The organism is Lacinutrix neustonica (genome assembly GCF_026625145.1).
GTDB classification, from domain to species: domain Bacteria; phylum Bacteroidota; class Bacteroidia; order Flavobacteriales; family Flavobacteriaceae; genus Lacinutrix; species Lacinutrix neustonica.
Genome location: NZ_CP113088.1, coordinates 3,561,328 through 3,586,442, shown reverse-complemented (window position 1 = coordinate 3,586,442; position 25,115 = coordinate 3,561,328). Strand labels below are relative to the sequence as shown.

Annotated in this window: 21 protein-coding genes and 6 pseudogenes; 10 read left to right on the top strand and 17 right to left on the bottom strand. The window is 35.0% G+C overall.

Going from position 1 to position 25,115, the window contains the following annotated elements; all coding sequences use genetic code 11:
• Nucleotides 1-11 precede the first annotated feature (11 nt).
• The 5 genes and pseudogenes from N7U66_RS19455 to N7U66_RS19435 all read right to left on the bottom strand — a co-directional run bounded on the left by N7U66_RS19455 (nt 12) and on the right by N7U66_RS19435 (nt 4,232).
• The gene (locus N7U66_RS19455; protein WP_267676582.1) at nt 12-1,019 is read right to left on the bottom strand and encodes a LacI family DNA-binding transcriptional regulator; all 1,008 of its coding nucleotides are present in this window, start codon (nt 1,017-1,019) and stop codon (nt 12-14) included.
• A 247-nt stretch (nt 1,020-1,266) separates the two neighbouring features.
• Entirely contained in the window at nt 1,267-1,554 is a 288-nt protein-coding gene (yajC, locus tag N7U66_RS19450; RefSeq protein ID WP_267676581.1) for a preprotein translocase subunit YajC, read from the bottom strand.
• The gene (locus N7U66_RS19445) at nt 1,554-2,045 is read right to left on the bottom strand and encodes a DUF1573 domain-containing protein (RefSeq protein ID WP_267676580.1); all 492 of its coding nucleotides are present in this window, start codon (nt 2,043-2,045) and stop codon (nt 1,554-1,556) included. Before N7U66_RS19445 ends, yajC begins: the two co-directional genes overlap by 1 nt.
• A 53-nt stretch (nt 2,046-2,098) precedes the next feature.
• Complete coding sequence (gene nusB, locus N7U66_RS19440; RefSeq protein ID WP_267676579.1) at nt 2,099-3,010, bottom strand: transcription antitermination factor NusB; 912 nt, start codon at nt 3,008-3,010, stop codon at nt 2,099-2,101.
• 116 nt (nt 3,011-3,126) lie between these two features.
• A pseudogene (locus N7U66_RS19435) lies at nt 3,127-4,232 on the bottom strand (Glu/Leu/Phe/Val family dehydrogenase).
• A 144-nt stretch (nt 4,233-4,376) separates the two neighbouring features.
• On the opposite strand from N7U66_RS19435, the pseudogene N7U66_RS19430 reads away from it, so the two are divergent.
• Both N7U66_RS19430 and N7U66_RS19425 read left to right on the top strand, forming a co-directional pair.
• Nucleotides 4,377-6,136: pseudogene (locus tag N7U66_RS19430) on the top strand (ABC transporter ATP-binding protein).
• Nucleotides 6,137-6,225: 89 nt separating this feature from the next.
• Nucleotides 6,226-6,630 carry a PUR family DNA/RNA-binding protein gene (locus tag N7U66_RS19425; protein ID WP_267676578.1) on the top strand — a complete coding sequence of 135 codons (405 nt, stop codon included), beginning with the start codon at nt 6,226-6,228 and terminating at the stop codon, nt 6,628-6,630.
• A 108-nt stretch (nt 6,631-6,738) separates the two neighbouring features.
• Here N7U66_RS19425 and N7U66_RS19420 read toward each other — a convergent pair whose 3' ends face one another.
• The 6 genes from N7U66_RS19420 to N7U66_RS19395 all read right to left on the bottom strand — a co-directional run bounded on the left by N7U66_RS19420 (nt 6,739) and on the right by N7U66_RS19395 (nt 11,807).
• Nucleotides 6,739-7,074: a tRNA-binding protein gene (locus N7U66_RS19420; protein ID WP_267676577.1), complete on the bottom strand. Its 336-nt coding sequence runs from the start codon at nt 7,072-7,074 to the stop codon at nt 6,739-6,741.
• 296 nt (nt 7,075-7,370) lie between these two features.
• Nucleotides 7,371-7,913 (bottom strand): YfiT family bacillithiol transferase, encoded by a 543-nt coding sequence (locus N7U66_RS19415; RefSeq protein ID WP_267676576.1) that lies wholly within the window; start codon nt 7,911-7,913, stop codon nt 7,371-7,373.
• Nucleotides 7,914-8,090: 177 nt separating this feature from the next.
• Complete coding sequence (locus N7U66_RS19410) at nt 8,091-8,345, bottom strand: hypothetical protein (protein WP_267676575.1); 255 nt, start codon at nt 8,343-8,345, stop codon at nt 8,091-8,093.
• Nucleotides 8,326-8,970: a hypothetical protein gene (locus N7U66_RS19405; RefSeq protein ID WP_267676574.1), complete on the bottom strand. Its 645-nt coding sequence runs from the start codon at nt 8,968-8,970 to the stop codon at nt 8,326-8,328. Before N7U66_RS19405 ends, N7U66_RS19410 begins: the two co-directional genes overlap by 20 nt.
• A 352-nt stretch (nt 8,971-9,322) precedes the next feature.
• Entirely contained in the window at nt 9,323-9,952 is a 630-nt protein-coding gene (locus tag N7U66_RS19400; RefSeq protein WP_267676573.1) for a tetratricopeptide repeat protein, read from the bottom strand.
• Between the two features lie 922 nt (nt 9,953-10,874).
• Nucleotides 10,875-11,807, bottom strand: coding sequence for a peptidylprolyl isomerase (locus tag N7U66_RS19395; protein WP_267676572.1), 933 nt, complete (start codon nt 11,805-11,807; stop codon nt 10,875-10,877).
• A gap of 140 nt (nt 11,808-11,947) precedes the next feature.
• Here N7U66_RS19395 and N7U66_RS19390 point away from each other — a divergent pair, with 140 nt between their 5' ends.
• Nucleotides 11,948-12,388: a hypothetical protein gene (locus N7U66_RS19390; RefSeq protein WP_267676571.1), complete on the top strand. Its 441-nt coding sequence runs from the start codon at nt 11,948-11,950 to the stop codon at nt 12,386-12,388.
• Here the strand turns inward: N7U66_RS19390 and N7U66_RS19385 are convergent.
• Nucleotides 12,385-14,574: pseudogene (locus tag N7U66_RS19385) on the bottom strand (RecQ family ATP-dependent DNA helicase). The gene N7U66_RS19390 and the pseudogene N7U66_RS19385 overlap by 4 nt on opposite strands.
• Before the next feature lie 208 nt (nt 14,575-14,782).
• Between N7U66_RS19385 and N7U66_RS19380 the strand changes: the two are divergent.
• The 4 genes and pseudogenes from N7U66_RS19380 (at nt 14,783) to lptB (ending at nt 17,729) form a co-directional block, all read left to right on the top strand.
• Nucleotides 14,783-15,748, top strand: a complete 966-nt coding sequence (locus N7U66_RS19380) for a KpsF/GutQ family sugar-phosphate isomerase (protein ID WP_267676570.1) — start codon at nt 14,783-14,785, stop codon at nt 15,746-15,748.
• A pseudogene (gene tatC, locus N7U66_RS19375) lies at nt 15,748-16,581 on the top strand (twin-arginine translocase subunit TatC). The gene N7U66_RS19380 and the pseudogene tatC overlap by 1 nt, the downstream one beginning before the upstream one ends.
• A complete protein-coding gene (locus tag N7U66_RS19370; protein ID WP_267676569.1) occupies nt 16,565-16,912 on the top strand; it encodes a carboxymuconolactone decarboxylase family protein in 348 nt (115 codons plus the stop codon). Before tatC ends, N7U66_RS19370 begins: the two are co-directional and overlap by 17 nt.
• A 76-nt stretch (nt 16,913-16,988) precedes the next feature.
• Nucleotides 16,989-17,729 (top strand): LPS export ABC transporter ATP-binding protein, encoded by a 741-nt coding sequence (gene lptB / locus N7U66_RS19365; RefSeq protein ID WP_267676568.1) that lies wholly within the window; start codon nt 16,989-16,991, stop codon nt 17,727-17,729.
• Between the two features lie 131 nt (nt 17,730-17,860).
• Here the strand turns inward: lptB and N7U66_RS19360 are convergent, their stop codons facing one another.
• From N7U66_RS19360 to N7U66_RS19350, 3 genes and pseudogenes are all read right to left on the bottom strand, one after another.
• The gene (locus N7U66_RS19360) at nt 17,861-18,457 is read right to left on the bottom strand and encodes an LURP-one-related/scramblase family protein (RefSeq protein WP_267676567.1); all 597 of its coding nucleotides are present in this window, start codon (nt 18,455-18,457) and stop codon (nt 17,861-17,863) included.
• A gap of 20 nt (nt 18,458-18,477) precedes the next feature.
• On the bottom strand, nt 18,478-19,308 hold the full coding sequence (locus N7U66_RS19355; protein ID WP_267676566.1) for a TerC family protein: 831 nt from the start codon (nt 19,306-19,308) through the stop codon (nt 18,478-18,480).
• A 26-nt stretch (nt 19,309-19,334) separates the two neighbouring features.
• Nucleotides 19,335-20,079: pseudogene (locus N7U66_RS19350) on the bottom strand (CDP-alcohol phosphatidyltransferase family protein).
• 123 nt (nt 20,080-20,202) lie between these two features.
• Between N7U66_RS19350 and N7U66_RS19345 the strand changes: the two are divergent.
• The 3 genes and pseudogenes from N7U66_RS19345 (at nt 20,203) to N7U66_RS19335 (ending at nt 22,450) form a co-directional block, all read left to right on the top strand.
• Nucleotides 20,203-21,265: pseudogene (locus N7U66_RS19345) on the top strand (putative type IX sorting system protein PorV2).
• A 113-nt stretch (nt 21,266-21,378) separates the two neighbouring features.
• Complete coding sequence (locus N7U66_RS19340; protein ID WP_267676565.1) at nt 21,379-21,972, top strand: lipoprotein N-acyltransferase Lnb domain-containing protein; 594 nt, start codon at nt 21,379-21,381, stop codon at nt 21,970-21,972.
• 91 nt (nt 21,973-22,063) lie between these two features.
• On the top strand, nt 22,064-22,450 hold the full coding sequence (locus N7U66_RS19335; RefSeq protein ID WP_267676564.1) for a hypothetical protein: 387 nt from the start codon (nt 22,064-22,066) through the stop codon (nt 22,448-22,450).
• Between the two features lie 65 nt (nt 22,451-22,515).
• On the opposite strand, the gene N7U66_RS19330 is transcribed toward N7U66_RS19335, so the two are convergent.
• Together N7U66_RS19330 and N7U66_RS19325 are read right to left on the bottom strand one after the other, a co-directional pair.
• On the bottom strand, nt 22,516-23,907 hold the full coding sequence (locus tag N7U66_RS19330) for a sugar transferase (RefSeq protein WP_267676563.1): 1,392 nt from the start codon (nt 23,905-23,907) through the stop codon (nt 22,516-22,518).
• Between the two features lie 60 nt (nt 23,908-23,967).
• On the bottom strand, nt 23,968-24,978 hold the full coding sequence (locus N7U66_RS19325) for a glycosyltransferase family 4 protein (protein ID WP_267676562.1): 1,011 nt from the start codon (nt 24,976-24,978) through the stop codon (nt 23,968-23,970).
• Nucleotides 24,979-25,115 lie beyond the last annotated feature (137 nt).

Sequence of the window (25,115 nt, the reverse complement as noted above, 5' to 3'; positions counted from 1 at the left end):
ACACCGAGATATTATAAAGTGGTCCCTCGTAAATTTAAACTAAAATCAATTGTTTTTGTGAGCACCTCTAATGGCTCCTTCGTTTCTATGCGATTAACCAATAACTGCACCGACGCCTCTCCTATGCTGTCTGAATTTTGAGTAACTGTAGACAATTTGGGATTCGTAAACGGTAGCACATTATCATCAGAGAACCCAATAACACTAAGATCTCTTGGGATAGCATAGCCATACTTTTGGGCTGTATTAAGGGCAATAACTCCGGACAAATTGTCTATTGCGATAATGCCATCAATCCCTTTCTGTGTCACAAATAGGGTATCGATATCGGTTTCCAAGTTGTTAATCTTATCAATTTTTAGTTCTATAATATCATTTTTATAATACGCTGCATCGGCGATGGCCTGCTTACATCCTTGAGCCCTTAATTTACCAACGCTTAGATCTTCAATATTATTGATTAATACAATATGTTGCCGCCCTTCGTTTAGCAAATGCTGGGTGGCCTTATATGCCGCTTGAAAATCATCTATGATAACCTTATCACAATTGATACTTTCTGCCACACGATCAAACATTAGAATAGGAATGTTCTGATCTAACACATCTTGAAAATGACTGGATTCATTATTCTTTTGGGTTTCTTCTGAAATAGACATTATAAAGCCATCAACACTTCCATTGGCTAATAGATCAAGGCTCTGTCGTTCCTTCTCATAAATTTCATTACTCAAACACGTGATAATGGTGTAACCCTGCTTTGCCGATTCTCGCTCAATACCATACAAAACTTTGGCAAAGAAGTGGTTAAGAATATTGGGTATAATAACACCAATAGTTTTGGTTTTACTATTCTTTAAGCTTAAAGCCACACGATTGGGCTTATAATTATACTCTTTTGCAGCTGCTTTGACACGTGCAATCGTTTTTCCACCAATTTCACTGCTTCCATTTAATGCTTTTGAAACGGTTGAAATGGATACGCCTAATGTTTCGGCTAATTCTTTTAATGTGATCATAAAAAACGCAGGCTATAATTTATAACAAGGTATAAAACTTTTATTAAACTGAAATAAAAATAATTCGAAGTCTGCAAAAGGGAATTAATATCCTACTTTAAGAAGTCCTGTTGTTTTTTACGCTCTACACTTGTAGCGCAGAAAAACAAATTTCGCTCACTTAAAAACAATAGTATAGAAACTTAAATATTATGTATAAAAAAACCCCAAGTAGCACTTGAGGTTTTTGTTAAAATTTGTCTTGTATTTACTTTTTTGGTGGCTCGTTTAATGACTTGCTCATTTCCATAGAAATGGCCGAACGGTCAAACTTTAATTTTCCGGACATCGTTTCTATCACACAACTTCTGTCTTTATCATTAAGCTCTACAATTCTACCATGTAGACCACTTTTAGTAATCACTTTATCGCCCCGTTTTAACTCCGCAGCGAATTTTTTTTCGTTTTTAGCACGTTTCATTTGTGGTGCAATCATAAAGAAATACACAACCGCGAACATGGCCAATATTGGCAAAAAGCTTGAAATATCTCCCATTATTTTATAACTGGAGATAATGGTGTCGCTTGAGCAGGTGCGTTAGGATCTGGCTTTACAAAAGCGGTGATCTTTACTACTTCTCTCCCTTTTTCTGTATTTGCTGTTACCGTAATGGCTTTAGATACTTTGTTCGTACCGGAACCGTTAAACTTTACAGTAAACTGTCCTTCTTCTCCAGGAGCTAAAGGTTCTCTTGACCAATCTTGTGGTACTGTACAGCCACAAGTACTTTTAATATCGGTGATCACTAGAGGTGCTTCACCAGTATTAGTATACTTAAATACGGTTTCTACAGGCGTTTTAGCGATAATCTCACCAAAATCATGCTCTGATTTATTAAAGGTTAACACTGGATATACAGAAGAAGCGGCATCTCTATCTGCTGCTGCTGCTACCTTACTATCGTCAATTTTTTGTGCTGCATCTTCTTTACAAGATGTAAATGCAATTAAACATACTGTGCTTAATGCTAATACTACTTTTTTCATAATTATTTTAGTTTTGCTATTATTCAATGGGTAAAAATAAGAATATTTTTTGTTTACATCAATCCTCTACCCATTTTATTTAAATTTCCATTGTCCTGATATTCCTTAATAATTTTATCTAAAATACCATTAATAAAGACACTACTCTTGGGTGTTGAATACTCTTTAGAAATTTCTAAATATTCATTTATAGTTACCTTAGTTGGTATAGACGGGAATTTTTGAATCTCACAAACACCCATTTTTAGTAACAAGTGATCAATAGTAGCAATACGATCTGAGTCCCAATTGGTTGTCTTTTTTGAGATTTCTTGGGTTATAGCGTTTTGATTTAATAGCGTTTTTCTAAATAAATCGATTGCAAATTGCTTATCGTCTAAGTCCTTGTATAGTTTTGGGAGAAAATGAAAGGCGTTAGCGTCTTTTTTAACTTTACGCAATAGCTTAACTATAGAGGTATTTACCGTAGGCAAATCGTCTAACCACGTTAAATTCTTATCTTCTATATAGTCGTAAAGCTTATCGTTAGGTGCTATTATTTCTTTAAAAACATCCACAATAAAGTCTCTATCTTCTTTAAAATCTGACGTTTTAGTTTTAAGGTAATCGGCATACAAATCACTCGCTAATATGTCTTTGAAAATAATTTCAACATATTCACTATCTAATTCCCAGTTGTTAATATGAGCATCGTCAAACTTAGCCTGTAATTGCTCATTGTTTTTAAGCAAAGCCAGTACTTGATTATTAACAAACTTTCGATTTGGATTTTTCTCTTCTGCAGTAGGCAAGTGCTTTTTACTAGACTTCTCTAGGTGGCTCTCCGCCCGTTTTTGAACTTCAATTAATAAAGACAACAGTAGTAAGTATAAATTATACATATTATCTATACTGTTGAGTAAAAACCGTTGATCTTTGGAAAAATCATCACTTTCTGTGCCTTTAAAGGCATAAAGGACCTGCATTACTTTTATTCTAATATGTCTTCTACTTAGCATCTTTACAAAGAACTTGGTGTTAAAAAAGGCGAAAATGATAGTTTATCATTTTCGCCTGCAAAAATAGTATATTTTACTAATAACTAGCTATTCAAATTTTCTTTTTTTCTAGCATCGATTCTGCTTTGTGCAATATTTAAAGCCGCTTGGTGTGTTGTGATGTTATTTGTATCGGCGTGAGTTAAAATTTCTAAGGTTGTATTATAGATGTTTTCTGTTTTACGCATGATTTCGGCTTTACCATAATTTTCTAATTCGGCATACACATTAATAATTCCACCGGCATTAATTAAAAAATCGGAGCATATACAATGCCTTTATCCTGAAGCATTTGTCCGTGAATTGTCTCATTAGCCAATTGGTTATTGGCGGCACCTGCAATAACTTTAGCTTGAATTTTAATAATCGTACTATTATTAATTGTTGCGCCTAACGCACAAGGGGCATAAATATCTACGGGTTCGCTATACAAGTCTTTCCCTCTGTAAATAGTTGCCGCATATTTTTTGCTAACTTCTTCTAAACGGGCTTCATTTATATCACTAATAATAACTTTAGCGCCTTCATTTGTTAAATGCTCCACTAAACTTTCACCTACGTGACCAATACCCTGTACTATTACCGATTTACCTTCTAAAACGTCTGTTCCAAATTTGAACTTTGCAGCGGCTTTCATTCCCATAAAAACGCCATAAGCTGTTATGGGCGATGGATTTCCTGCACCTCCGTTACTTTCAGAAATACCAGTAACATAAGGAGTCACCGTACGTACTAAATCCATATCGCTAGTTTCCATACCCACATCTTCTGCAGTGATATACTTTCCGCTTAAAGAATGTACAAACTCACCAAAACGCAACATTAATTCAGGCGTTTTTTGAGTTTTCGCATCTCCAATAATAACGGCTTTACCACCACCAAGGTTTAAACCCGTAATGGCAGATTTATAGGTCATGCCTCGAGACAAGCGCAATGCATCATTTAAGGCTTCCCACTCATTGTCATAATTCCACATTCTTGTGCCTCCTAATGCAGGTCCCAATACTGTATTATGAATACCAATTATTGCTTTTAATCCTGTATCTTTGTCGTTGCAAAAAACAATTTGCTCGTGATCATCGAAAGATAATTGACCAAACACGGGATCAATTTTGTGTAATTCGTTTGCGTTTATTACTTGTTGAACCATTAACTATTTAGTTTAAGTTATTAAGTTGTAATACATATTATGTAAAAACAAGGTGCAAAAATAATCTAATATTAGTATTATTTCAAAAATATAAGCGTTAAAATAAGAAATTGCTAAAAACTTAAAAAACAACCTACTCTGTAAATGAAAGAATTACAGCATCTTAATAAGTATTTCTTAAAATACAAAACCCAAGTTCTTATTGGTATCCTTATTACTATAGTTTCTAATTTGTTCAGCGTATTTGTTCCTAACCTAATAGGCCAAACCGTAGATATTGTAAACAATCAAATGGAGCATCCGGAAAGGAGTCTTGCCATTTTTAAAGCGGAGTTGTTAGAAATTATCCTTTATGTTATTGGCACGGCAGTAGCTGCTGGGGTTCTTACGTTTTTTATGAGACAAACCATCATCAATGTGTCGCGCTATGTTGAATTTGATCTTAAAAATGAAATTTATCAACAATATCAAAAACTATCTTTAAATTTTTACAAAAAAAATAGGACTGGGGATTTAATGAACCGTATTAGTGAAGACGTGGGTAAAGTACGTATGTATGCGGGACCTGCAATCATGTACAGTTTTAATACCATTACCTTATTTGTGGTCGCCTTAATATTTATGTTCAGGCAAGCCCCTCTTTTAACCCTTTACACCATTATTCCATTACCTATTCTATCTTTAATTATTTATAAGATAAGTAAGGAGATTCATAAACGCAGTACCGCTGTACAGTTAAATTTATCAAAATTATCAGAATTTACACAGGAAGCTTTTAGCGGTATTTCTATAATTAAAGCCTATGGAATAGAGCCTCAAACTCAAAAAAACTTTCATCATTTAGCAGAACAAAGCAAAGCAAAACACGTGCACTTAGAAAGAATTCATGCCTTCTTTTTTCCAATGATGATTTTATTAATAGGCATTAGTAATGTGATTGTCATCTATGTTGGAGGCAAGCAATATATAAATGGAGACATTTCCTTAGGAAACATTTTGGAGTTTATAATTTATGTCAATATGTTAACCTGGCCAGTAGCGACTGTAGGTTGGGTCACCTCGATAATACAGCAAGCTGAAGCATCCCAAAAACGAATAAATGAGTTTTTAAAAGTAGTTCCTGAAATTCGGAATACGGTTGAAACTCCCTCAAAAATAAAGGGGCAGATTGAATTTAAAGAGGTGCATTTCACTTACGATGACACCAACATTAAGGCATTACAAGGTATTAGTTTTAAAGTTAATTTCGGTGAAACCTTGGCCATTATAGGTAAAACAGGCTCGGAAAGTCTACAATTTTAGACCTTATTGGTCGATTGTATGATATTGATCAAGGCGCGCTCCTTATCGACGGGAAACCTATAGATCAACTTAATTTAACGAGCCTGAGGGATGCCATTGGTTATGTGCCGCAAGAGGCCTTTTTATTTAGTGACACAATAAACAATAACATCAAATTTGGGAAAGAAAATGCGACAGATGAAGAAGTTATAAGTGCAGCCAAAAATGCCCAAGTACATAAAAACATTAGCGAATTTACTAACGGCTACGAAACGATTTTAGGTGAGCGCGGGATTACCCTTTCCGGAGGTCAAAAACAGCGCGTGTCTATAGCCGGAGCGATTATAAAAGCTCCAAAAATCTTATTGTTTGACGACTGCTTGTCTGCCGTTGACACAGAAACCGAAGAGAAAATACTCAAAAACCTCAGCCAAGTGTCTGCTGGAAAAACAACGATTATTGTAAGTCACAGAATTTCTTCAGCGAAAAACGCCGATCAAATTATTGTTTTAGATGACGGGAAGATTGTACAACAAGGAACGCACAACCAACTTATTGAAACCCAAGGTTACTATAAGTCGCTTTATAATAAGCAACTAAGCGAGAATACGTCACATGAGTAATGACCACCTGTATTAAAAGAAAACAGGAAAATGTTGCACGGTATTATATTTTTTATATTTTTGAAAGACAAATAACAACATAAAGCATTATGCATAATAACGAGATGATGGAGAAAGAGGAAATTTACTCTAAGGTTTTAAGAGCTGGAAGACGTACATATTTTTTTGATGTTCGCGCTACTAAAGCAGAAGATTACTATTTAACGATCACAGAAAGTAAAAAATTCACAAACGATGATGGGTCGTTTCATTACAAAAAACATAAAATCTATTTATACAAAGAGGATTTTTCTGAATTCAATAGTATTTTAAAGGAAATGACCGATTACGTGATTAATGAAAAGGGAGATGAAGTCATTAGTGATCGCCATCAAAAAGATTTTAAAAAGGAGTACGACACTACTAACGATGCTCATGTGACCGATACCCCTGAAGCAGAAGATAGCACAAAGGCCGAAAGCCGTTTTACAGATATTGATTTTGATGACATATAGACGTTTATTTTTCTAGATTGTTATCTACAATTTCAAAAGCCAATTCTATTAGGGAATTGGCTTTTTTAATATCTAATCATTTAGTTACCCCCGGACTAAAACAGCACACTAGCTCACTACACTCCCATTTGGTACATTACTTTCTGGATGTAATAAAATAACCGCTTTACCTTTAACTGCTCCAAGTACTAAACATTCGCTCATAAAATTAGCGATTTGTTTTTTAGGGAAATTCACTACGGCCAATACTTGCCTGTTTATCAATTCGTCTTTATTATACAGTGTCGTAATTTGAGCCGAGGTTTTCTTTATACCTAAAGCTCCAAAATCAATCGTTAATTGATAGGCTGGATTTCCGGCTCTTGGAAAATCGTTAACGGCTATTATTGTTCCTACACGAATATCTGTTTTTATAAAGTCTTCAAATGAAATGGCTTGGCTCATGTTTTAAAGATATAAAAGTGCGTTTTATGGTGAAAGTAAAATTGAAACAAAGTTCTATATTTGACTCTAATGCAACCAATCACGACTAAAAAAACTTAGCTTAATTACCAGCGAAACTACTTTAAAAACCAATGTTATAAAAATAGCGTAACTGGTCGTAACCATATATCACTTTTCTCAATGAGCATAATCGTTGATTTCTGAAGTAAAAAACAAGAGCATGTGTAAAACGTCTAACTCTAATGAAATCAATAAATATAAAATTCAAAACACAAGGTTAAAGTAGGATTGCTTTTTTAACGCCAGCCTTCGCGTAGCATTAAGCGCTCGATATGCGCATAATGATGTTGACTATGCCAAGCATACATCCCTAAGTTTTCTTTTAAAGAAACGACTTTGTTTCCTTCGGGATGCACATACGTGCGTTCTAAATCTCGAGAACTCAATCCTTTTAGAAAATAAACCAGCTTCGCATGAGTCATTGCGAGGTGAACTAATGAGTGGTCTATAGGCTGTTCGGAATCGTGTAAGGTCGACCAAGCCTTTTCATCATAAGCTTTAATCTTAGGATGCTCCTCCGTCATCGCCCATTTAAAGCGAATGTAACTGTGAAGATGACTATCACTCACATGATGTACCACTTGCCTCACCGTCCAGCCTTCTGGTCGGTACGGTGTATCGAGTTGCGCATCACTTAGGTTTTTAACCAGCTGTTCTAATCGTTGTGGAAAATATTCTAGACATTCAATCCATGCTTCAATATGGGTGTTTGAGATTTGTTTTGGGTAAACGAGTTTACCTATAGGGTATTTAAGCTGTTCTAATTCTAGATCGGTCATGCTATAAAATTAATAAATTTAGTTAGCACCACCACTCTTTAGCTACGAAAATCAAAGACTATAGCTCATTAAATAATGAAAAACCCTACGGAAATTAAAAATGTATCCACTGACATTGAATATTAATGCACAGACAACACAGACCGAGGATGTCTTAACATTTTATCGCTTTAATAACTATACCCCCACCCCTTTATTCCATACCGGAACTCTAAACAAACGACTCAGTTTGACCATATCACTTAAGAGATACTCTTTATCTCCATGATTTAATAAATTATGGCGCGCTCCCTGTTTTGTAATTAGATTTAATTCATAACTAAAATAACTTCCGGATGACTGACCTTCGACAAATTTTTCTAATAATTGTAAGGCATATATTTGATGAAAAGATAGGATTTTTCCATCAATACTAATGTTCCTTTTTCGCACATTCATCTGTGCTTTTGGCGAAAACATAAGAATCAGAATAACACCTATTAATAAGAACGGGCCACCGAGACGTAAAAAAGATTTTACCTAATTTCATGAGGTTAAATGACACCTCAGAAATTTGATAGTATTTTACATATGAAAGCACTACGTAATTAAGTCCTATTAGGAAAAAACTCCAAGCGAAAACCCGTGTTAAAGCACTTGAAGTTATCTTATAACCATGTCTCGTTTTCTTCAATGTTTCGCTAGCAAAATTGCTGGCAGATCCCTCGATACCAACCCAAGATATGCGTTGTCCAATGGCATCGTTATCAGGGTCGTCAAAAGTGAAATCGACCTTTTTGTTTTTAGAATCTAATTTCCTTTTATTAGAGATATAGTTAAAGAGAACCATACTGCTCCCCATAAAAAATAAAACAAGCAACATGCCTCCTGTTTTATAATATAAGAAAACCGTTCTCTCATATGCTGCTTTATGAATAGGTACCGTAATCTCTAATTTTTTTATCGTGTGTGTATCTTTAATTTGAGGGGCTGTTAGTTGTTTTAGTGAGTCTAAGGTAAAAATGTCTTGTTCTAGAGCTACCATATGACTCTGATGCCTTACATATTTTGTTTGCACTTCGGAATGATTACAAAAATAAAAAGGCCAATGGGGATGATAAAGAAAAGCCACGATGGCTTAATACTTAGAAACTTCATTATATTTTTTTAATTTTAATGATAGGGCTTAGAAGTGTTTTAATAATTGATCTACTTTTAATGAAAACTCAAAATTTGATATAAAGCATAACTTATTTATTCATAACCTGGTCTCATACTTGAGCCCTCGTGTAAATTTAATATTTGTAGTTCAAAGTATGCTCATCAGCATAGAAAAATCACAAGTCAGCACTCCCCTAATTAAAAGCAAAATTAGAACACGCGTTCCATTTCACAGCTCTACGTTTTATGTATGGCTAAAAAGACAAGCGTTACTTTTTATCGTATGCTTCAACAAATCGCTTGGCTCTTGTATTTCCTGTATTATAGTCTAAAGCTTTTTTATAATTTTCATAGGCTTGCAAACTATCACCACTACGGGCATAAGCATCTGCTAAACTATCATAGACATTATCACTTGTAGGATGTAATGCCACATTTATTTTAAAAATTTCTATGGCATCCTTATAATGCGCTTCACGCAGTTGTTGATATCCAAATCTATTAAAGGCATGCTCATTTAAAAAGGTACTGGTGGAGTCTTCTTTTTGAATATTTAAGTACCCTTTTAGAGCCTCGTCATACTGTTTATTCTTTAAGTATACACTTGGTACTTGGACAGAATCGGCTAATTTAATATAATCGTAAGTAATTGTTTTCTCGTCTTCTGAAATAACAGAAAGGTAGTGTGACCGCGTTTCCGGATGGGTCACAAAATGCATTTTCTTATTAAGTTCTTTTACAAAAAACACATTCGCTCCTAACAGTATTGGCTCTATCTTTTCATTACCCCGCCATATTAAAAACAGTGTTTCATTTTTAAAATAGACTTCTATAACTTCGTCCGGAGTAAATAGATAACGCCCGGTAGTTTCTTTAATAAACTCCGGCGTATATTCCACATTTTTGGAACAGCTAAAAAAGACAAATAAGAAAGTGAAAAGTAAAACAAAATTGGTTTTCATAATGATTTTGGTTGATGATTAAGATACTAAAATGGCAAAAAAAAACGCCTCATAAATATGAGACGTTTTAAACTTATTTTTGTTACACTAGGGATCACTTTAAGTCAGTGACACTCCTTTTTGTGAGAATGAAGTACCCTTGTCGATTTACTTTTCATAGAAAATGGTTCTACTAGTAACCTTTATAAGGATACCCACCTGCGTGGGCATAAGCGATTCACACATTTCTTTAATAAAAAATGGTTCTCTCAATAGCCTTTGTTGGGATACCCACCTGCGTGGGCATAAGCGATTCACACATTTCTTTAATAAAAAATGGTTCTCTCAATAGCCTTTGTTGGGATACCCACCTGCGTGGGCATAAGCGATTCACACATTTCTTTAATAAAAAATGGTTCTCTCAATAGCCTTTGTTGGGATACCCACCTGCGTGGGCATAAGCGATTCACACATTTTTTTAATAAAAAATGGTTCTCTCAATAGCCTTTGTTGGGATACCCACCTGCGTGGGCATAAGCGATTCACACATTTTTTTAATAAAAAATGGTTCTCTCAATAGCCTTTGTTGGGATACCCACCTGCGTGGGCATAAGCGATTCACACATTTTTTTAATAAAAAATGGTTCTCTCAATAGCCTTTGTTGGGATACCCACCTGCGTGGGCATAAGCGATTCACACATTTTTTTAATAAAAAATGGTTCTCTCAATAGCCTTTGTTGGGATACCCACCTGCGTGGGCATAAGCGATTCACACATTTTTTTAATAAAAAATGGTTCTCTCAATAGCCTTTGTTGGGATACCCACCTGCGTGGGCATAAGCGATTCACACATTTTTTTAATAAAAAATGGTTCTCTGCTTACTTTACATCGACCAATTCAACATCAAATATAAGTGTTGCATCTGCAGGAATGACACCACCTGCTCCTCTAGACCCATATCCTAACTCACTAGGTATCACAAAACGTGCTTTGTCACCTACTTTTAATAAGGCGACGCCTTCATCCCATCCAGCGATCACTTGTCCCATACCCAATGGGAAATCAATTGGCGCATTACGCTTGTATGATGAATCGAAAACGGTACCATCGGTTAACGTTCCTTTATAGTGTACAGATACAGTTTTTCCCTTTTCTGCTTTTACACCATCTCCTTTTTGAATAATTTGATAACGCAAACCACTTTCTGTTTGCTCAAATCCTGCAGCATATTTATCAAGTTCAGCAGCTTTTGCTGCTTTTTCCTCTGCCATTCTCTTTTCTCTCGCCCCTTCAAAAGCTCTAAAAGCTTCTATGGCATTAAATTTTTTGGCTGCTTCTCCTTCTCTAACGATTTCTAAAGTTTTAATTTCATCGCCTTGTGCAATAGCATCAACAACCTCTTGTCCTTCAATTACCTGACCAAAAACAGTGTGATTGCCATCTAACCAATCTGTCGCAATATGCGTGATAAAAAATTGACTTCCATTAGTTCCTGGTCCTGCATTTGCCATAGACAAAACACCTGGTCCGTCATGCTTTAAATCAGGATGAAATTCATCATCAAATTTGTACCCTGGATCTCCTGTTCCCGTACCTTGAGGACACCCCCCTTGAATCATAAAATCTGGAATAACTCTATGAAATTTTAATCCATCATAATAAGGCGTCCCCTGTGATTTTACTGAATTTTCCATGTTGCCTTCTGCTAAAGCAACAAAATTACCCACTGTTCCTGGTGCTTTTTCAAATTCTAAATTAACTAAAATAGTCCCTTTATTAGTGTTGAATTTTGCGTATAAACCGTCTTGCATTGTCTTGTTTTTTAATGAGGTGCAAAGATAGTGAACTCTATTAAAATGTTAGAAGTTTGATGCTAGAAGTTTTTTACGGTGCTTATATTAAATTGTATTCAATATTATTTTCATAGATTTGAGCAACTTTTAAAAAACCTATGGGCATATTTACTAACCTTTTTGGCACCACTAAAGATCAGGCGCAGGAACCACTTGACGCTAATTATATTGAAACCATTATTAATGAAAGTGACGATGAACCTTTTGGGGTTTCAGAACGCAACATCATTTATGTTGGATATAACGAGCTTGGCGGCTACTACTTTCTTCAAACGTTAATTGTTGGCGCGTTCAAAATTAAAACTAAAGCGGGTGCTTCATTACTTATTGAAGGTCAAGATTACACGTTTGATTTAGATGTGGATATGCCGGAGTTTGAATCAGAGGCTGCTACCAGTTTTAAAGGCTTCGTGACAAAAATCGATTTTGAAATTGACCAAGCGACTGTTGAAAAAATTAAGAAATCAACCATCGACCAACTCACGTTAACTGTTAAGAACCATAAAATTATTTTTTCAGTTTATAATAGCGAAGGCTAATTGGCCACTTCGCTAATGAACTTTATACGATATAAACGCAATTCCTCGTCATCATAATCCCCGTCAAACTCATCAATAGCAACATCTATTTTATCGGTTTCACTTTCCATAAAATAATCATGAAGCTCTTCTTGTTGGTCTTCATCTAAAAGCTCATCAACAGAATAGTTGATATCCAGTTTAGTCCCGTAAAACACAATCGCCTCCATTTCTTTAATGAGCTGTGGCATTTCCATGCCTTTAGACGCAGCAATATCAGAAAGGGGTAACTTTCTATCTACATTCTGAATGATGTATAATTTTAAACCGAATTGGTTCCTGTAGATTTTACAATATAATCATCTGGTCTAATGATTTCGTTTTCCTCTACATACTTAGCAATTAAAGCTGCAAAATCCTTTCCGTACTTTTTCGCTTTACCTTCTCCAACTCCATGAATATTATAGAGTTCCTCAATAGAAACTGGATATTTTAAGGCCATATCCTCTAGCGAAGGGTCTTGAAAAATAACAAATGGTGGGATCCCTAATTTCTTTGCATTAGACTTCCGTAAATCTTTTAATAATTTCATTAACGTTTTATCAACGACAGCACCGCCTTTAGAGGCTGAAACAATGCTATCATCTTGTACGCCATCAAAGGCATGATCTTCGGTCATCATAAATGATGTTGGCTTTTTAAGATAGCCTTTTCCAGCAGCAGTCAATTTAACCACACCATAAGTTTCAATGTCTTTTTTTAAATAACCCGCAACTAATACTTGGCGCAATAATGCCATCCAATAGCGCTTATCCTTAGCTTTCCCTTTTCCAAAAAAGGGCTGCTCGTCTGTTTTGTGGGAGCTAATCATGGCGTTTACATTACCAGTTATTACGCTTACTAAATCTTTAGACTTATACTTCTCATTCGTTAGATTAACAATATCTATTAGAAGGTATGCATCGTCTTGAGCTTCATGTTGTTTTTTAGGGTAACGCATGTTATCATCCATATCACCACCATCACCCGTTTCATTATCAAATGCTTCACCAAAATAATGTAAAATAAATTTACGTCGGGACATGGATGTTTCGCAAAAAGCAACAACTTCTTGCAATAAAGCTTGGCCTATTTCCTGTTCTGCAACAGGCTTTCCGGACATAAATTTTTCTAATTTTTCTATATCTTTATAAGCGTAGTAAGCCAAACAATGCCCTTCACCGCCATCCCTTCCTGCACGGCCGGTTTCCTGATAATAACTCTCTATACTTTTTGGAATATCATGGTGAATAACAAAACGAACATCTGGTTTATCTATTCCCATACCAAAAGCAATAGTTGCCACTACAACATCAATATCTTCCATAAGAAACATGTCTTGATGTTTTGCTCTCGGTTTTTGAGTCTAGACCCGCATGATAGGGTAAGGCTTTTATGCCATTGACCTGTAACACCTGAGAGAGTTCTTCCACACGTTTGCGGCTTAAACAATATACAATACCTGTTTTGCCCTCATTTTGTTTGATAAAACGAATAATATCAGAATCGACATCTTTTGTTTTCGAACGAATTTCATAGTATAAATTAGGTCGATTAAAAGAAGCCTTAAAGGTGGTTGCATCAGTGATCCCAAGATTCTTCAAAATATCCTCCTGTACTTTTGGAGTCGCTGTCGCTGTTAAACCAATAATGGGAATATCATCTCCAATACGTTTAATAATCGTTCTTAAGTTTCTATACTCGGGTCTAAAATCATGACCCCATTCACTAATACAGTGAGCCTCATCTACAGCCATAAAAGAAATGGTGACGGTTCTTAAAAACTCAACATTTTCTTCTTTAGTTAATGATTACGGAGCGACATATAATAGTTTGGTAATACCATTGGTGATATCTTCTTTAACTTGTTTTATTTCTGTTTTATTTAATGAAGAATTCAGCACGTGAGCAATACCATTTTCATTAGAGACACCACGAATAGCATCGACCTGATTTTTCATTAATGCAATTAATGGAGACACCACAATAGCCGTACCTTCCTGCATTAAAGCAGGCAATTGATAGCACATGGATTTTCCGCCTCCAGTAGGCATGATAACAAAGGTATTTTGTTTCGCTAAAATACTTTCTATGACAGGTTCTTGTAGGCCTTTGAATTCGCTAAATCCAAAATATTTTTTTAGGGCAGCACTTATATTACTTTTCACTTTATGATAAAGGAGATTAGTTATTTACTTCTTCTTTTAAATGCACGTTTAAAATCATCAACAATATTTAAAGGCGTAATCCTTATTTCCGTTTTATTTTTTAGTTAAATTTGCAGTAATGCAAAAACAATAACACAGAAGGATTTTTGTGCAATATTTAAAGATAACAAATTCTTTTAAATGCATCCTAATTAATAAATGATATATTTTGAATACTAAAGATTCTATTTTAAATATTGCAAGAGAAACCATAGCCCTAGAAAGTGTTTCTATTGGAAACTTAGCCACATTACTTGATGCCGATTTTGCTGACGCTGTTGAACTTATCTACCATTCTAAAGGGAGGGTCATCATTACCGGTATTGGTAAAAGTGCCATTATTGCCACTAAAATTGTCGCCACTTTAAATTCCACTGGAACTCCAGCAGTATTTATGCACGCCGCAGATGCCATTCACGGTGATTTGGGTTTGATTTTAGAAGATGACGTCGTTATTTGTATCTCTAAAAGTGGAAATACTCCTGAGATTAAAGTACTTGTTCCGCTAATTAAAAGTGCAAAAAACAAAATGATTGCCATTACGGGTAGCAAGGATTCTTTTTTAGGGACACAAGCAGATTATGTGTTAAATACCTATGTTGCTAAAGAAGCCTGCCCAAATAATTTAGCGCCTACTACGAGCACGACCGCTCAATTAGTCATTGGTGATGCATTAGCCGTTTGCCTTTTAGATTTACGTGGTTTTTCAAGTAAAGATTTTGCTAAGTACCATCCTGGAGGCGCTTTAGGCAAAAAATTATATTTACGAGTACAAGACATGTCTTCGGTAAATAAAAAACCGAAAGTACACTTAGAAACAGATGTAAAGCAGGTCATCATGGAGATTACTGAAAGCATGTTAGGCGTAACAGCTGTTGTAGAAAACAATAAAATTGTAGGTATCATCACAGATGGTGACTTAAGGCGTATGCTATCTAAAGCAGATAGTTTTTCGGGCTTAAAAGCCAAAGATATTATGAGTAGTAACCCTAAAAGTATTGCTGAAGATGCCATGGCTGTTGATGCTATGGAAGTTATGGAGAAATTTGGCATATCTCAACTATTGGTTGAAAAAGACGGGGACTACGCAGGCGTTGTTCACTTACACGATTTAATTAAAGAAGGCATTATTTAATGGCAAAAAAGAATTTAAATGAGATGTCTTTTTTAGATCATCTAGAAGATTTAAGGTGGCATTTAATACGTTCGACACTCGCCATTGTTATTGTGGGGACTATCGCTTTTATATTTAGTAGAACACTTTTTAGACTCATTATTTTTGCGCCTCTAGACATGAGTTTTCCCACGTATCGGTTCTTATGCAAAACGGCTCAGTTTTTTGATATTGATAGTACGTTTTGTGGAGAAGAATTGCCTATGATTATTCAAAGTAGAACAATGGCGGGACAATTCTCGGCAGATATTTGGACTTCGATAACTGCAGGGTTTGTTATTGCCTTTCCATACGTTATTTATCAATTCGGAAATTTATTAGTCCTGGATTACACGACGATGAACGTAAACATTCTCGCGGATTTATTATCGCTTCATCCCTCTTATTCTTTATTGGTGTTCTTTTTGGTTATTATGTTATCTGTCCCTTGTCCATAAACTTTTTAGCGAACTATAACATCTCCGAAGTGGTAGACAATCAAATTGATATTAGTTCATACATTGGCTTAGTGCGTTCCACAGCCTTAGCGTCTCGGTTTTATTTTTGAGCTCCCTATAGTCATCTACTTTTTAACTAAGATAGGGTTGGTAACACCACACACTCTAAGAAAATACAGAAAATTTGCTTTGGTAATTGTACTTATTCTTTCAGCCATTATTACACCTCCGGATGTTGCCAGTCAGATTATAGTCGCTATTCCAGTGCTTCTACTATATGAAATTAGTATTCATATTTCAAAAATTGTAATTAAAAATCAAGAACGCAAACTAAAAAAAGATGTCAGAACTCGTTAAAGAATTTAATGACTACCGTTCAAAAATGAACGATAAAATATTAGCAGATAATAACAAAATCATTAAACGAATTTTTAATTTGGATACGAACGCCTTTGCTGCAGGTGCTTTGGATGTAAAAACTAAGGAGTTACTTGGTTTGGTAGCCTCTACCGTACTGAGGTGTGATGATTGTATAAAATACCACTTAGAAGCGTCTTATAAGGCGGGAGTACCTAAGGAACAGGTTGTTGAAACCCTTGGTATTGCTACTTTAATTGGTGGTACCATTGTGATTCCTCATTTACGTCGTGCTTATGAATATTGGGACGCATTAGAAACTCAAAGTTAAACTTTCTATAAATTAATGGCTTAATTCTAGAAGTACTGGCAATTTTACTATTTTTAAGCCTCATCATAATATACCAATGAAACTCAAAGCCGAACATTTAATGAAGTCCTATAACGGACGAAAAGTTGTAAAAGACGTGTCTCTAGAAGTTAACACTGGAGAAATTGTTGGTTTACTGGGACCAAATGGTGCAGGTAAAACCACGTCGTTTTACATGATTGTAGGCTTAATAAAACCTAATGGAGGTACGATTCATTTAGAGGGGACTAATATTACGAAATATCCCATGTACAAGCGTGCTCAAAACGGTATTGGCTATTTGGCACAAGAAGCTTCAGTGTTTAGAAAACTGAGTATTGAAGATAATATTTTGAGTGTCCTCCAATTAACAAAACTGAGTAAAAAAGAGCAATTGCATAAAATGGAAACGCTTATTGAAGAATTCAGTTTAGGGCACATACGAAAAAACCGTGGAGATTTACTTTCCGGTGGAGAGCGCCGGCGTACTGAAATAGCACGTGCCCTGGCAACAGATCCAAACTTTATTTTATTAGACGAACCCTTTGCAGGAGTAGATCCTGTGGCAGTAGAAGATATCCAGCGCATTATTGCCCGTTTAGCAAAAAAGAACATTGGTATTTTAATTACAGATCATAATGTACAGGAGACTTTAGCCATTACAGACCGCACGTACTTAATGTTTGAAGGTGGTATTTTAAAAGCGGGTGTTCCTGAAGAATTGGCTGAAGATGAAATGGTACGTAAGGTTTATTTAGGGCAGAACTTTGAGCTTAGGAAGAAAAAAATAGATTTCTAATAGCCTGTAAGTAACGTAGTCATCTCTTTTTATTCCTGACACCTATAGATATCGATTGACGGAAACTTTTACTATTTTAGCTGTTTGAATTTCTGTACGATAAGAAAAACACCGCCTTTTTGTTTGCTTAATTAACCTCTTCGTCTCTCTAATAAAATCAACATCATTAAACCTAATATAATGCGTTCATCATCATTATTATCGATGGGTTTTACTAATTCGAGTTTGAACTCTTTACCAAAAAAAGAAGGTTGCTTTTTGAGTTTTACAATCGCTTCGCCTCTTAGATTCGTGACATTATACGTGGGATGAAACATATAGCCTGTAAAAAAACCTAAAATAGGTATTTCGCCCACTACAGAATCTAGTACTTTAACCCAAGGATTATTTTCACTAACTCGATATTGTAATTTATCGTTTTGATCTATAATTTCGTAATTCGCTTTCCAAATAGAAGACCAACCTTTTCCGGCTACTTTACCAATATTCGTCCCTCCGGCATCTTTAAACGCATAGGCTGCAGAAAAATCCAGCCATTGATTTGCTGCAATCGTATAATCTACACGTGTTTTATTTTCATCAGAATAAATTGTGATCGCTTCCTTGAGTTTAAATAGTTTTTGTTTGACGTAGGCTACGGTCCTTCCATTAGCGTCCTTAGCTGTAAAATCGTTCGCTAAAGTGTTAATTTTAAAACTAAAGTGGATGGGAAATTTGAGGTCTTTCATCTAATATTTTTTACCTGCTTTTATATGACATCGCTCTTTTTTGTATTGTCTAGCGCCTCTTTACTTTCGGCTATCAATTTCCTTTGATAACGGCCTTGAACAATGTCTGTAATAACTAATATTACAATAACGAAATAAAATGTTGTTTTGCTCATGGGTACAATTTCGTTACCGAAAATTCTTAAATGTGCTAAATGCCCACCTTCGGTGATTAACATAATGCCTACAATAAATAGAATAAACAGCCCTAACACTTCATACATTCTATTTTTAGCTAAGAATACCGAAATTTTATCTGCCATTAACAACATGAATAATCCGCTAAGAACAATAGCAATAGCCATAACAATAAAGGCTGTTGTCTCATTTTCAATTTCACTGGTTAAGCCTATTGCTGCCAAGATAGAATCGAAAGAAAACACTAAATTCATGACTACAATACTTGTAATTACCGCATTCGCAGATTTGGTTCTTTTTGCATCTCCTGCTACATTATGATCTAAATTTGGAACAGCAATCATATGCCATATCTCTTTAATTGCAGTATAAATAATAAAAGCGCCACCAGCTAAAACAATTAAGCTGTGCCCGTTAAATGCAAATTCAAAGACATCCTCTATTTTACCCGTTAACCAGGAGAAAGGTTCTTGAAAAAAATCAATGACAGAAACTAAAACGAATAAAAGTATAATTCTTAAAACAATAGCAATGAGTATGCCTACTTTCCTTACCCTTTTTTGTTCAGATTGTGGTGCTTTTTTAGATTCTAAGGAAATGTATAACAGGTTATCAAATCCTAAAACTGCTTGTAACATCACGAGCATTAAAAGAGTGAAAATGATTTCAGCCATGGGTATAAATTATTTGAAATTATGAATTATTTTGAAAGTAGTGAGAGTAAAATATAAACTAAAATAATAACAGGAATTGCCGCAAATTGAAGGACAATTAAAAGCACGACACTTAGCATAATAAAGACATATCGCATCGCATTATTTTTAAAACTATAGTCTTTAAACTTGAGTGCAAATAATTTGATATTGGCATTTAGTAAATAACAACTTAAAATAGTTAAGGCAATTAAAAACCATTGGTTTAAAATAATCTGATTAATGATATCATTGTTCTGAAACTCCAATATCAAGGGCAATGACATAATAAGTAAGGTGTTTGCTGGTGTTGGTAAACCTTTAAAATAGGTTTGCTGCTCTTCATCCAGATTAAACTTAGCTAATCGATAAGCAGAGGCTAAAGTGACAAACAACCCGATAATAGGTAGCCATGAGATTTCAAATCCGAGACCACTCCATGGTTTCACTCCATTCTGTAGTACTGCCAATGGCAGGAGAATCACTAGATAAGGCCAATAGTTTGTACAGGATTATTCCAGGAACCAGGCCACTAGTAACCATATCTGCCAAAGAGTCTAATTGCAAACCTAGATCACTTTGCACATCCAATTTACGTGCTAAAAGCCCATCAAAAAAATCAAAGAAAATTCCAAAAAAAACAAATAACGCAGCGGTCACGAAATGATTGTTTACTGCAAAAATAACGGCGATACTCCCACACAACAAGTTAAGTAGGGTAATCCCATTTGGAATGTATTTTTTTATTTGCATGCCTAAGTTTTTTTTGTAAAAATAACAAAGTATTTTCGTCTAATCCTAATATTAAACAATATTGTATTTCAATTGCAGTTTAATATATAGAAAAATTATATCATCTTTGTAAAAAAATTGCCTTTGAGACTACTTTTTACACTAGCTTTCACCGCTGTGTCACTCACGCTTGCCGCACAAACGAAATATTCTAATGAATTTATGAATATAGGTGTTGATGCTGCCGCGTTGGGGATGAGTAATGCCGTAAGCGCTAGCTCGAATGATGTTAACGCTGGGTATTGGAACCCTGCAGGACTAGTACATGTAGAAGACAAACAACTCGCCTTAATGCACTCCAGTTATTTTGCTAATATTGCGAATTACGATTATGCAGCCTACGCCATGCCTCTAGACGACAGAAGCGCTATTGGCTTGTCCTTAATACGTTTTGCAGTTGATGATATTTTAGACACCACCGAGCTCATTGACGACCAGGGGAATGTGAATTACGATCGTATTCGATTATTTTCGACAGCAGATTATGGTTTAACCTTTTCTTATGCCGAAAGCTACCGCTACAAGGTTTAAATTATGGGGTAAATGCCAAAGTTATTCGACGTATTATTGGTGATTTTGCTAATTCTTGGGGGTTTGGTTTAGATGCTGCGATACAATTTGAAACAAAGAATAACTGGAAGTTTGGTTTGATGGCTCGCGACATTACCACGACTTTTAATTCCTGGAGTTATGACAAAACCGCTTTTGCCGAATTCAAAATGCTATAGAAGGGCAAAATCAAGAATTACGAGAATCATCCGAAATTACGATTCCTAAACTACAATTAGGTCTTTCTAAAAGTTACACTTTTCATTATGATTATGCGCTACGTGCTGAATTAGATTTAAACGTCCGTTTTGAACAAAATAACGATTTAATATCAACCGCTTCTGCAAGTATCAATCCCGCTTTAGGCTTTGAATTTGCCTATATAGATATGATATTTCTTAGAACTGGGGTAGGGAATTTTCAAAATGAACTACAAATTGATAATTCAGAACGTTTGAGCTTTCAGCCTAGTTTTGGTGTTGGTTTTAAATACAATGGCATTCAAATAGACTATGCCTTTACAGATATTGGAGACCAGAGCATCGCTTTGTATTCCAATGTGTTTTCGGTAAAACTTGATTTTAGCGCATTCAGATAAACTCTTTTTTAACTTATGAAGTTTTATTTATTCCTGTTCTCTTTCTTAATGTTACTTTCTGTATCTGCCCGAACCCAAATTTATCTGAGGATGCTGAGATAAGTGTGCTTACCATGGGACCTGGGAAATTATTAAATGATTCCTTTGGTCATAGTGCTTTTAGAGTACGTACCGGCACTATAGACATCGTTTACAATTATGGTATGTTTGACTTTAACGCCCCTAATTTTTATTTAAATTTCGCGAAAGGTAAATTAGATTATTATTTAGGTAGCAATACGTATAAACGCTTTGTTGACCTGTATATTTGGCAAAATAGAAGTATTAAAGAGCAAGTTTTAAACTTAACAAAAGACCAAAAACGGGCCTTATTTAGCTTTCTCATTAATAATGCTAAGCCCGAAAATAAAATTTACGCTTATGATTTTTTCTACGATAATTGTGCTACAAAAATGCGCGATGTTACTGAAGCCGTTTTACATTCTAATATAAATTACAAAACACCTAAAACTTATAAAGCCGAAAGTTTTAGACAGCTTATTAACACTAATATTCATTGGAACTCCTGGGGGCATTTTGGTATTAATGTGGCCTTAGGCTCTGTTATAGATCAAAAAGCAGAACCAAGAAACTACATGTTTTTACCGAATACATCTTTCAGTTTTTTGAAGAAGCAAGCTTTACAGATTCGGAAAACCTTTAGTTAAGAACACTCATACCATTTATGAGGCGAGACCGGAGACGACAAAAAACAGCTTTTTCTTAAGCCCATTATTTGCCTTCACTGTCATAGGATTATTGATCCTTTGGATAACCTATAACGATTATAAAAAAGATACCCGTACAAAATGGTTGGATGTAGCTATTTATACCATTACAGGAAGCATAGGAACTTTACTATTTTTACTTTGGTTTGCTACAGATCACACGGCTACCGCCAATAATTATAATGTACTTTGGGCCTTTCCTTTAAATCTAATTATCATTTATCAAGCGACTAAAACAGTGCCAAAACGGTGGTACATTGGATTTATAAAATTATTAATAATCTTGTTGGTTTTAATGACGCTACACTGGATTGTTGGTGTACAAGGCTTTTCTTTTGCCTTGATTCCTTTCTTGATTGCGTTATTCTTTAGATACTTATATCTCCTGCGGTTTGATAAAAAGGTATACAGCGCTTAAAAAGATACTATACATACCGTAACGCTGTCACACAAAAGACTTAAAACTAAAGACCGGAGACTAAATTACTGGCCTCGAAAGAAAATAATCGTGCTTAAGGTTTTTATAATAATATTAAAGTCCAATATAAAACTGCGGTGTTTAATATAATATAAATCATATTGAAGTTTCACTAAGCTATCATCCACACTAGAACCGTAACGCGCTTTTACCTGGGCCCAACCTGTTAATCCCGGTTTTACAATATGCCTGGTATGATAAAAAGGAATAATTTGTGATAGCTCATTTACAAATACAGGCCGCTCTGGTCTTGGCCCAATAAGACTCATTTCTCCTTTAAGAATATTAATAAACTGAGGTAATTCATCGAGTCTAGAGACTCTTAAAAAGCGTCCAAATTTAGTAACACGACTATCATTTTTTTCTGCCCAAACAGCGCCATGCGCTTCGGCATTGGTAACCATGCTTCTATATTTATAGATGGTGAACGTGTTTCCGTTTTTACCAACCCTTTGCTGTGTATATAAAAGGGCGCCTCTATTTCCTAAAAGATTACCAATTAAAATGAATGGTAAGAGTAATAGCCCTACCAGTATACCGAAAAGCGATAATATGACATCAAAAATTCTTCTGTAAGCTAAATACAGCTTATTTTTATTTTGCTTACTAAAAGGGAAGAATTTATAAAAATCTTTACCAATAAACTGCACCGGAACACGATAAGCCATCTCTTCATAAACTTGTGTATACTCTCGAATAGTAACACCACGCTCTAATAACGAAATTAAATTTACATAAACAGAAGAGGTAATGGGATCAGAGTTATATAGGGCAACGACAATTTCATTAATACTCTCGGTTTGAATCACATGATATATGTCGTCTTGTTCAAATTTTTTAACGGATTTTAAATTTACAGGGGCTTCTTTTTCATCTTCACAATTAATAAAACCAATGATTTGATAATTAGGGTCTGCCAGTTTTAAGGAGGCGATTATAGTCTCAATATTTGAGGTTTCTCCAATTAATAACACCCTTTTGTAAAACCTTGGGGAGGCTATCACATTAATATAGGTTATACGCCATACCAATAAACCCACCAATATTGCTAAATAAAAATAGAGAATTTGGATACGATTTTCAGGTAAAGAAGGTGTATAATAGGGTGTTAATAGATAAACCAAAACCGTCACAGATACCGTAAGAATAATAGTCCCTGTAACGGTTTCTAACTTACTTGATTTTTGTAAATCATACAATTCAAAAATGGTTCCAAAAACCATAATATAAATGACTAAAACCACGAACCATCTCCAATTTTGTTCATCAATTCTAAAATAATCAAAGCCTGAGATATGACTTAAACCATAGAGCGCCAAGCCAATAAACAACAAATCGAAAAGCCGTAAAAGAACTTTTCGTTCTGAAATTTCAAAATGAATTTTTGAGTTAGACATGCTTTGTTAGTTTGTTACTCATACCGTAAAGATAGCAACTAATCTAGGTTTTGCAAGATATTATTTTAAGACACTAATCCACAAGGTCTTAACAGAATTCCAATCAAAACGTTGCACCTCACGTTTTGCATTTATAACTAATTTGTTGGTTTCCTTAGGATTATTTTTAAGTTCCATTATGGCCTCTATAAAGGCCGTCGCATTATTTGGTTCCACTAAAATTCCAGTTTTACGATCATCAATTAAATAAGGTAACCCGCCAACCTGAGTAGAAATTACGGGTAATCCTAAAGCCATGGCTTCAATAACGCTAACAGGCATATTATCAAAATTGGTTGTATTAATAAAATAAGTGTAGTTTTTAGCTAAGGTTATCCATTCTATTTTAGATAACTTCCCAGTGAATGTAACATCTACTCCTAAGCTGAAGGCATAGTGTTTTGTTTTTTCTAAGCTTCCATCATTGTCAGGACCAACCATACAAAGCGTGGCATTTACACCCTTTTTCCTTAAACCGTAAAGCACGTCTACAGCCAATTGGGGGTGGTATATTTTGGAAAACGAACGAACCCAAAGCAACTTGACCTTTTCGAATTGGCGCTCCTCAAAGGCATAAGTATCTATTGTGATCGCATTGGGTATGATTTTAATATTATGGAATCCGAAGGCTTCAAAATGAGATTTTGTATAGTTAGAAGGCGCTATGTTAATATGTGCATTTTTAAAAATGGCTGTGCTTAATTTCGGATTGTTTTTTAAGCGATTTGGCAGATTCCCACCATGCAGTATGGGAATGTATTTCAAATTCAGAAAACGACATAATTGACTACATAGATAGGCATAGTAAAAATTTTGGGTGCTATAGGTATCTATTAAAACATAATCTGTTTTTCCTGTGGCTTTCAAAATAGCAAATAGCATTTCTAATAAACGTAATACTTTATTCGATTGCCTAGACACCGATGTTACCTGAAATCCTTCGGCTAATAATGCCACGCTAAGGGTTTCAATAGTAGTTACCGTTTTCCCTGTTTGCGAAAGCATATTCCCTATATACAGCAGATTTTTCATTTCGTGTATTTACAATTTATAAAGTGACAAACTGCCTTCGGTATGTACTGGTGTTAATTGTGAAGCATAACCAACATGTCTGGTTACCACATAATTGACCCCTAAAGCTTTAAGAACATGAATTTTATCGGGTATTG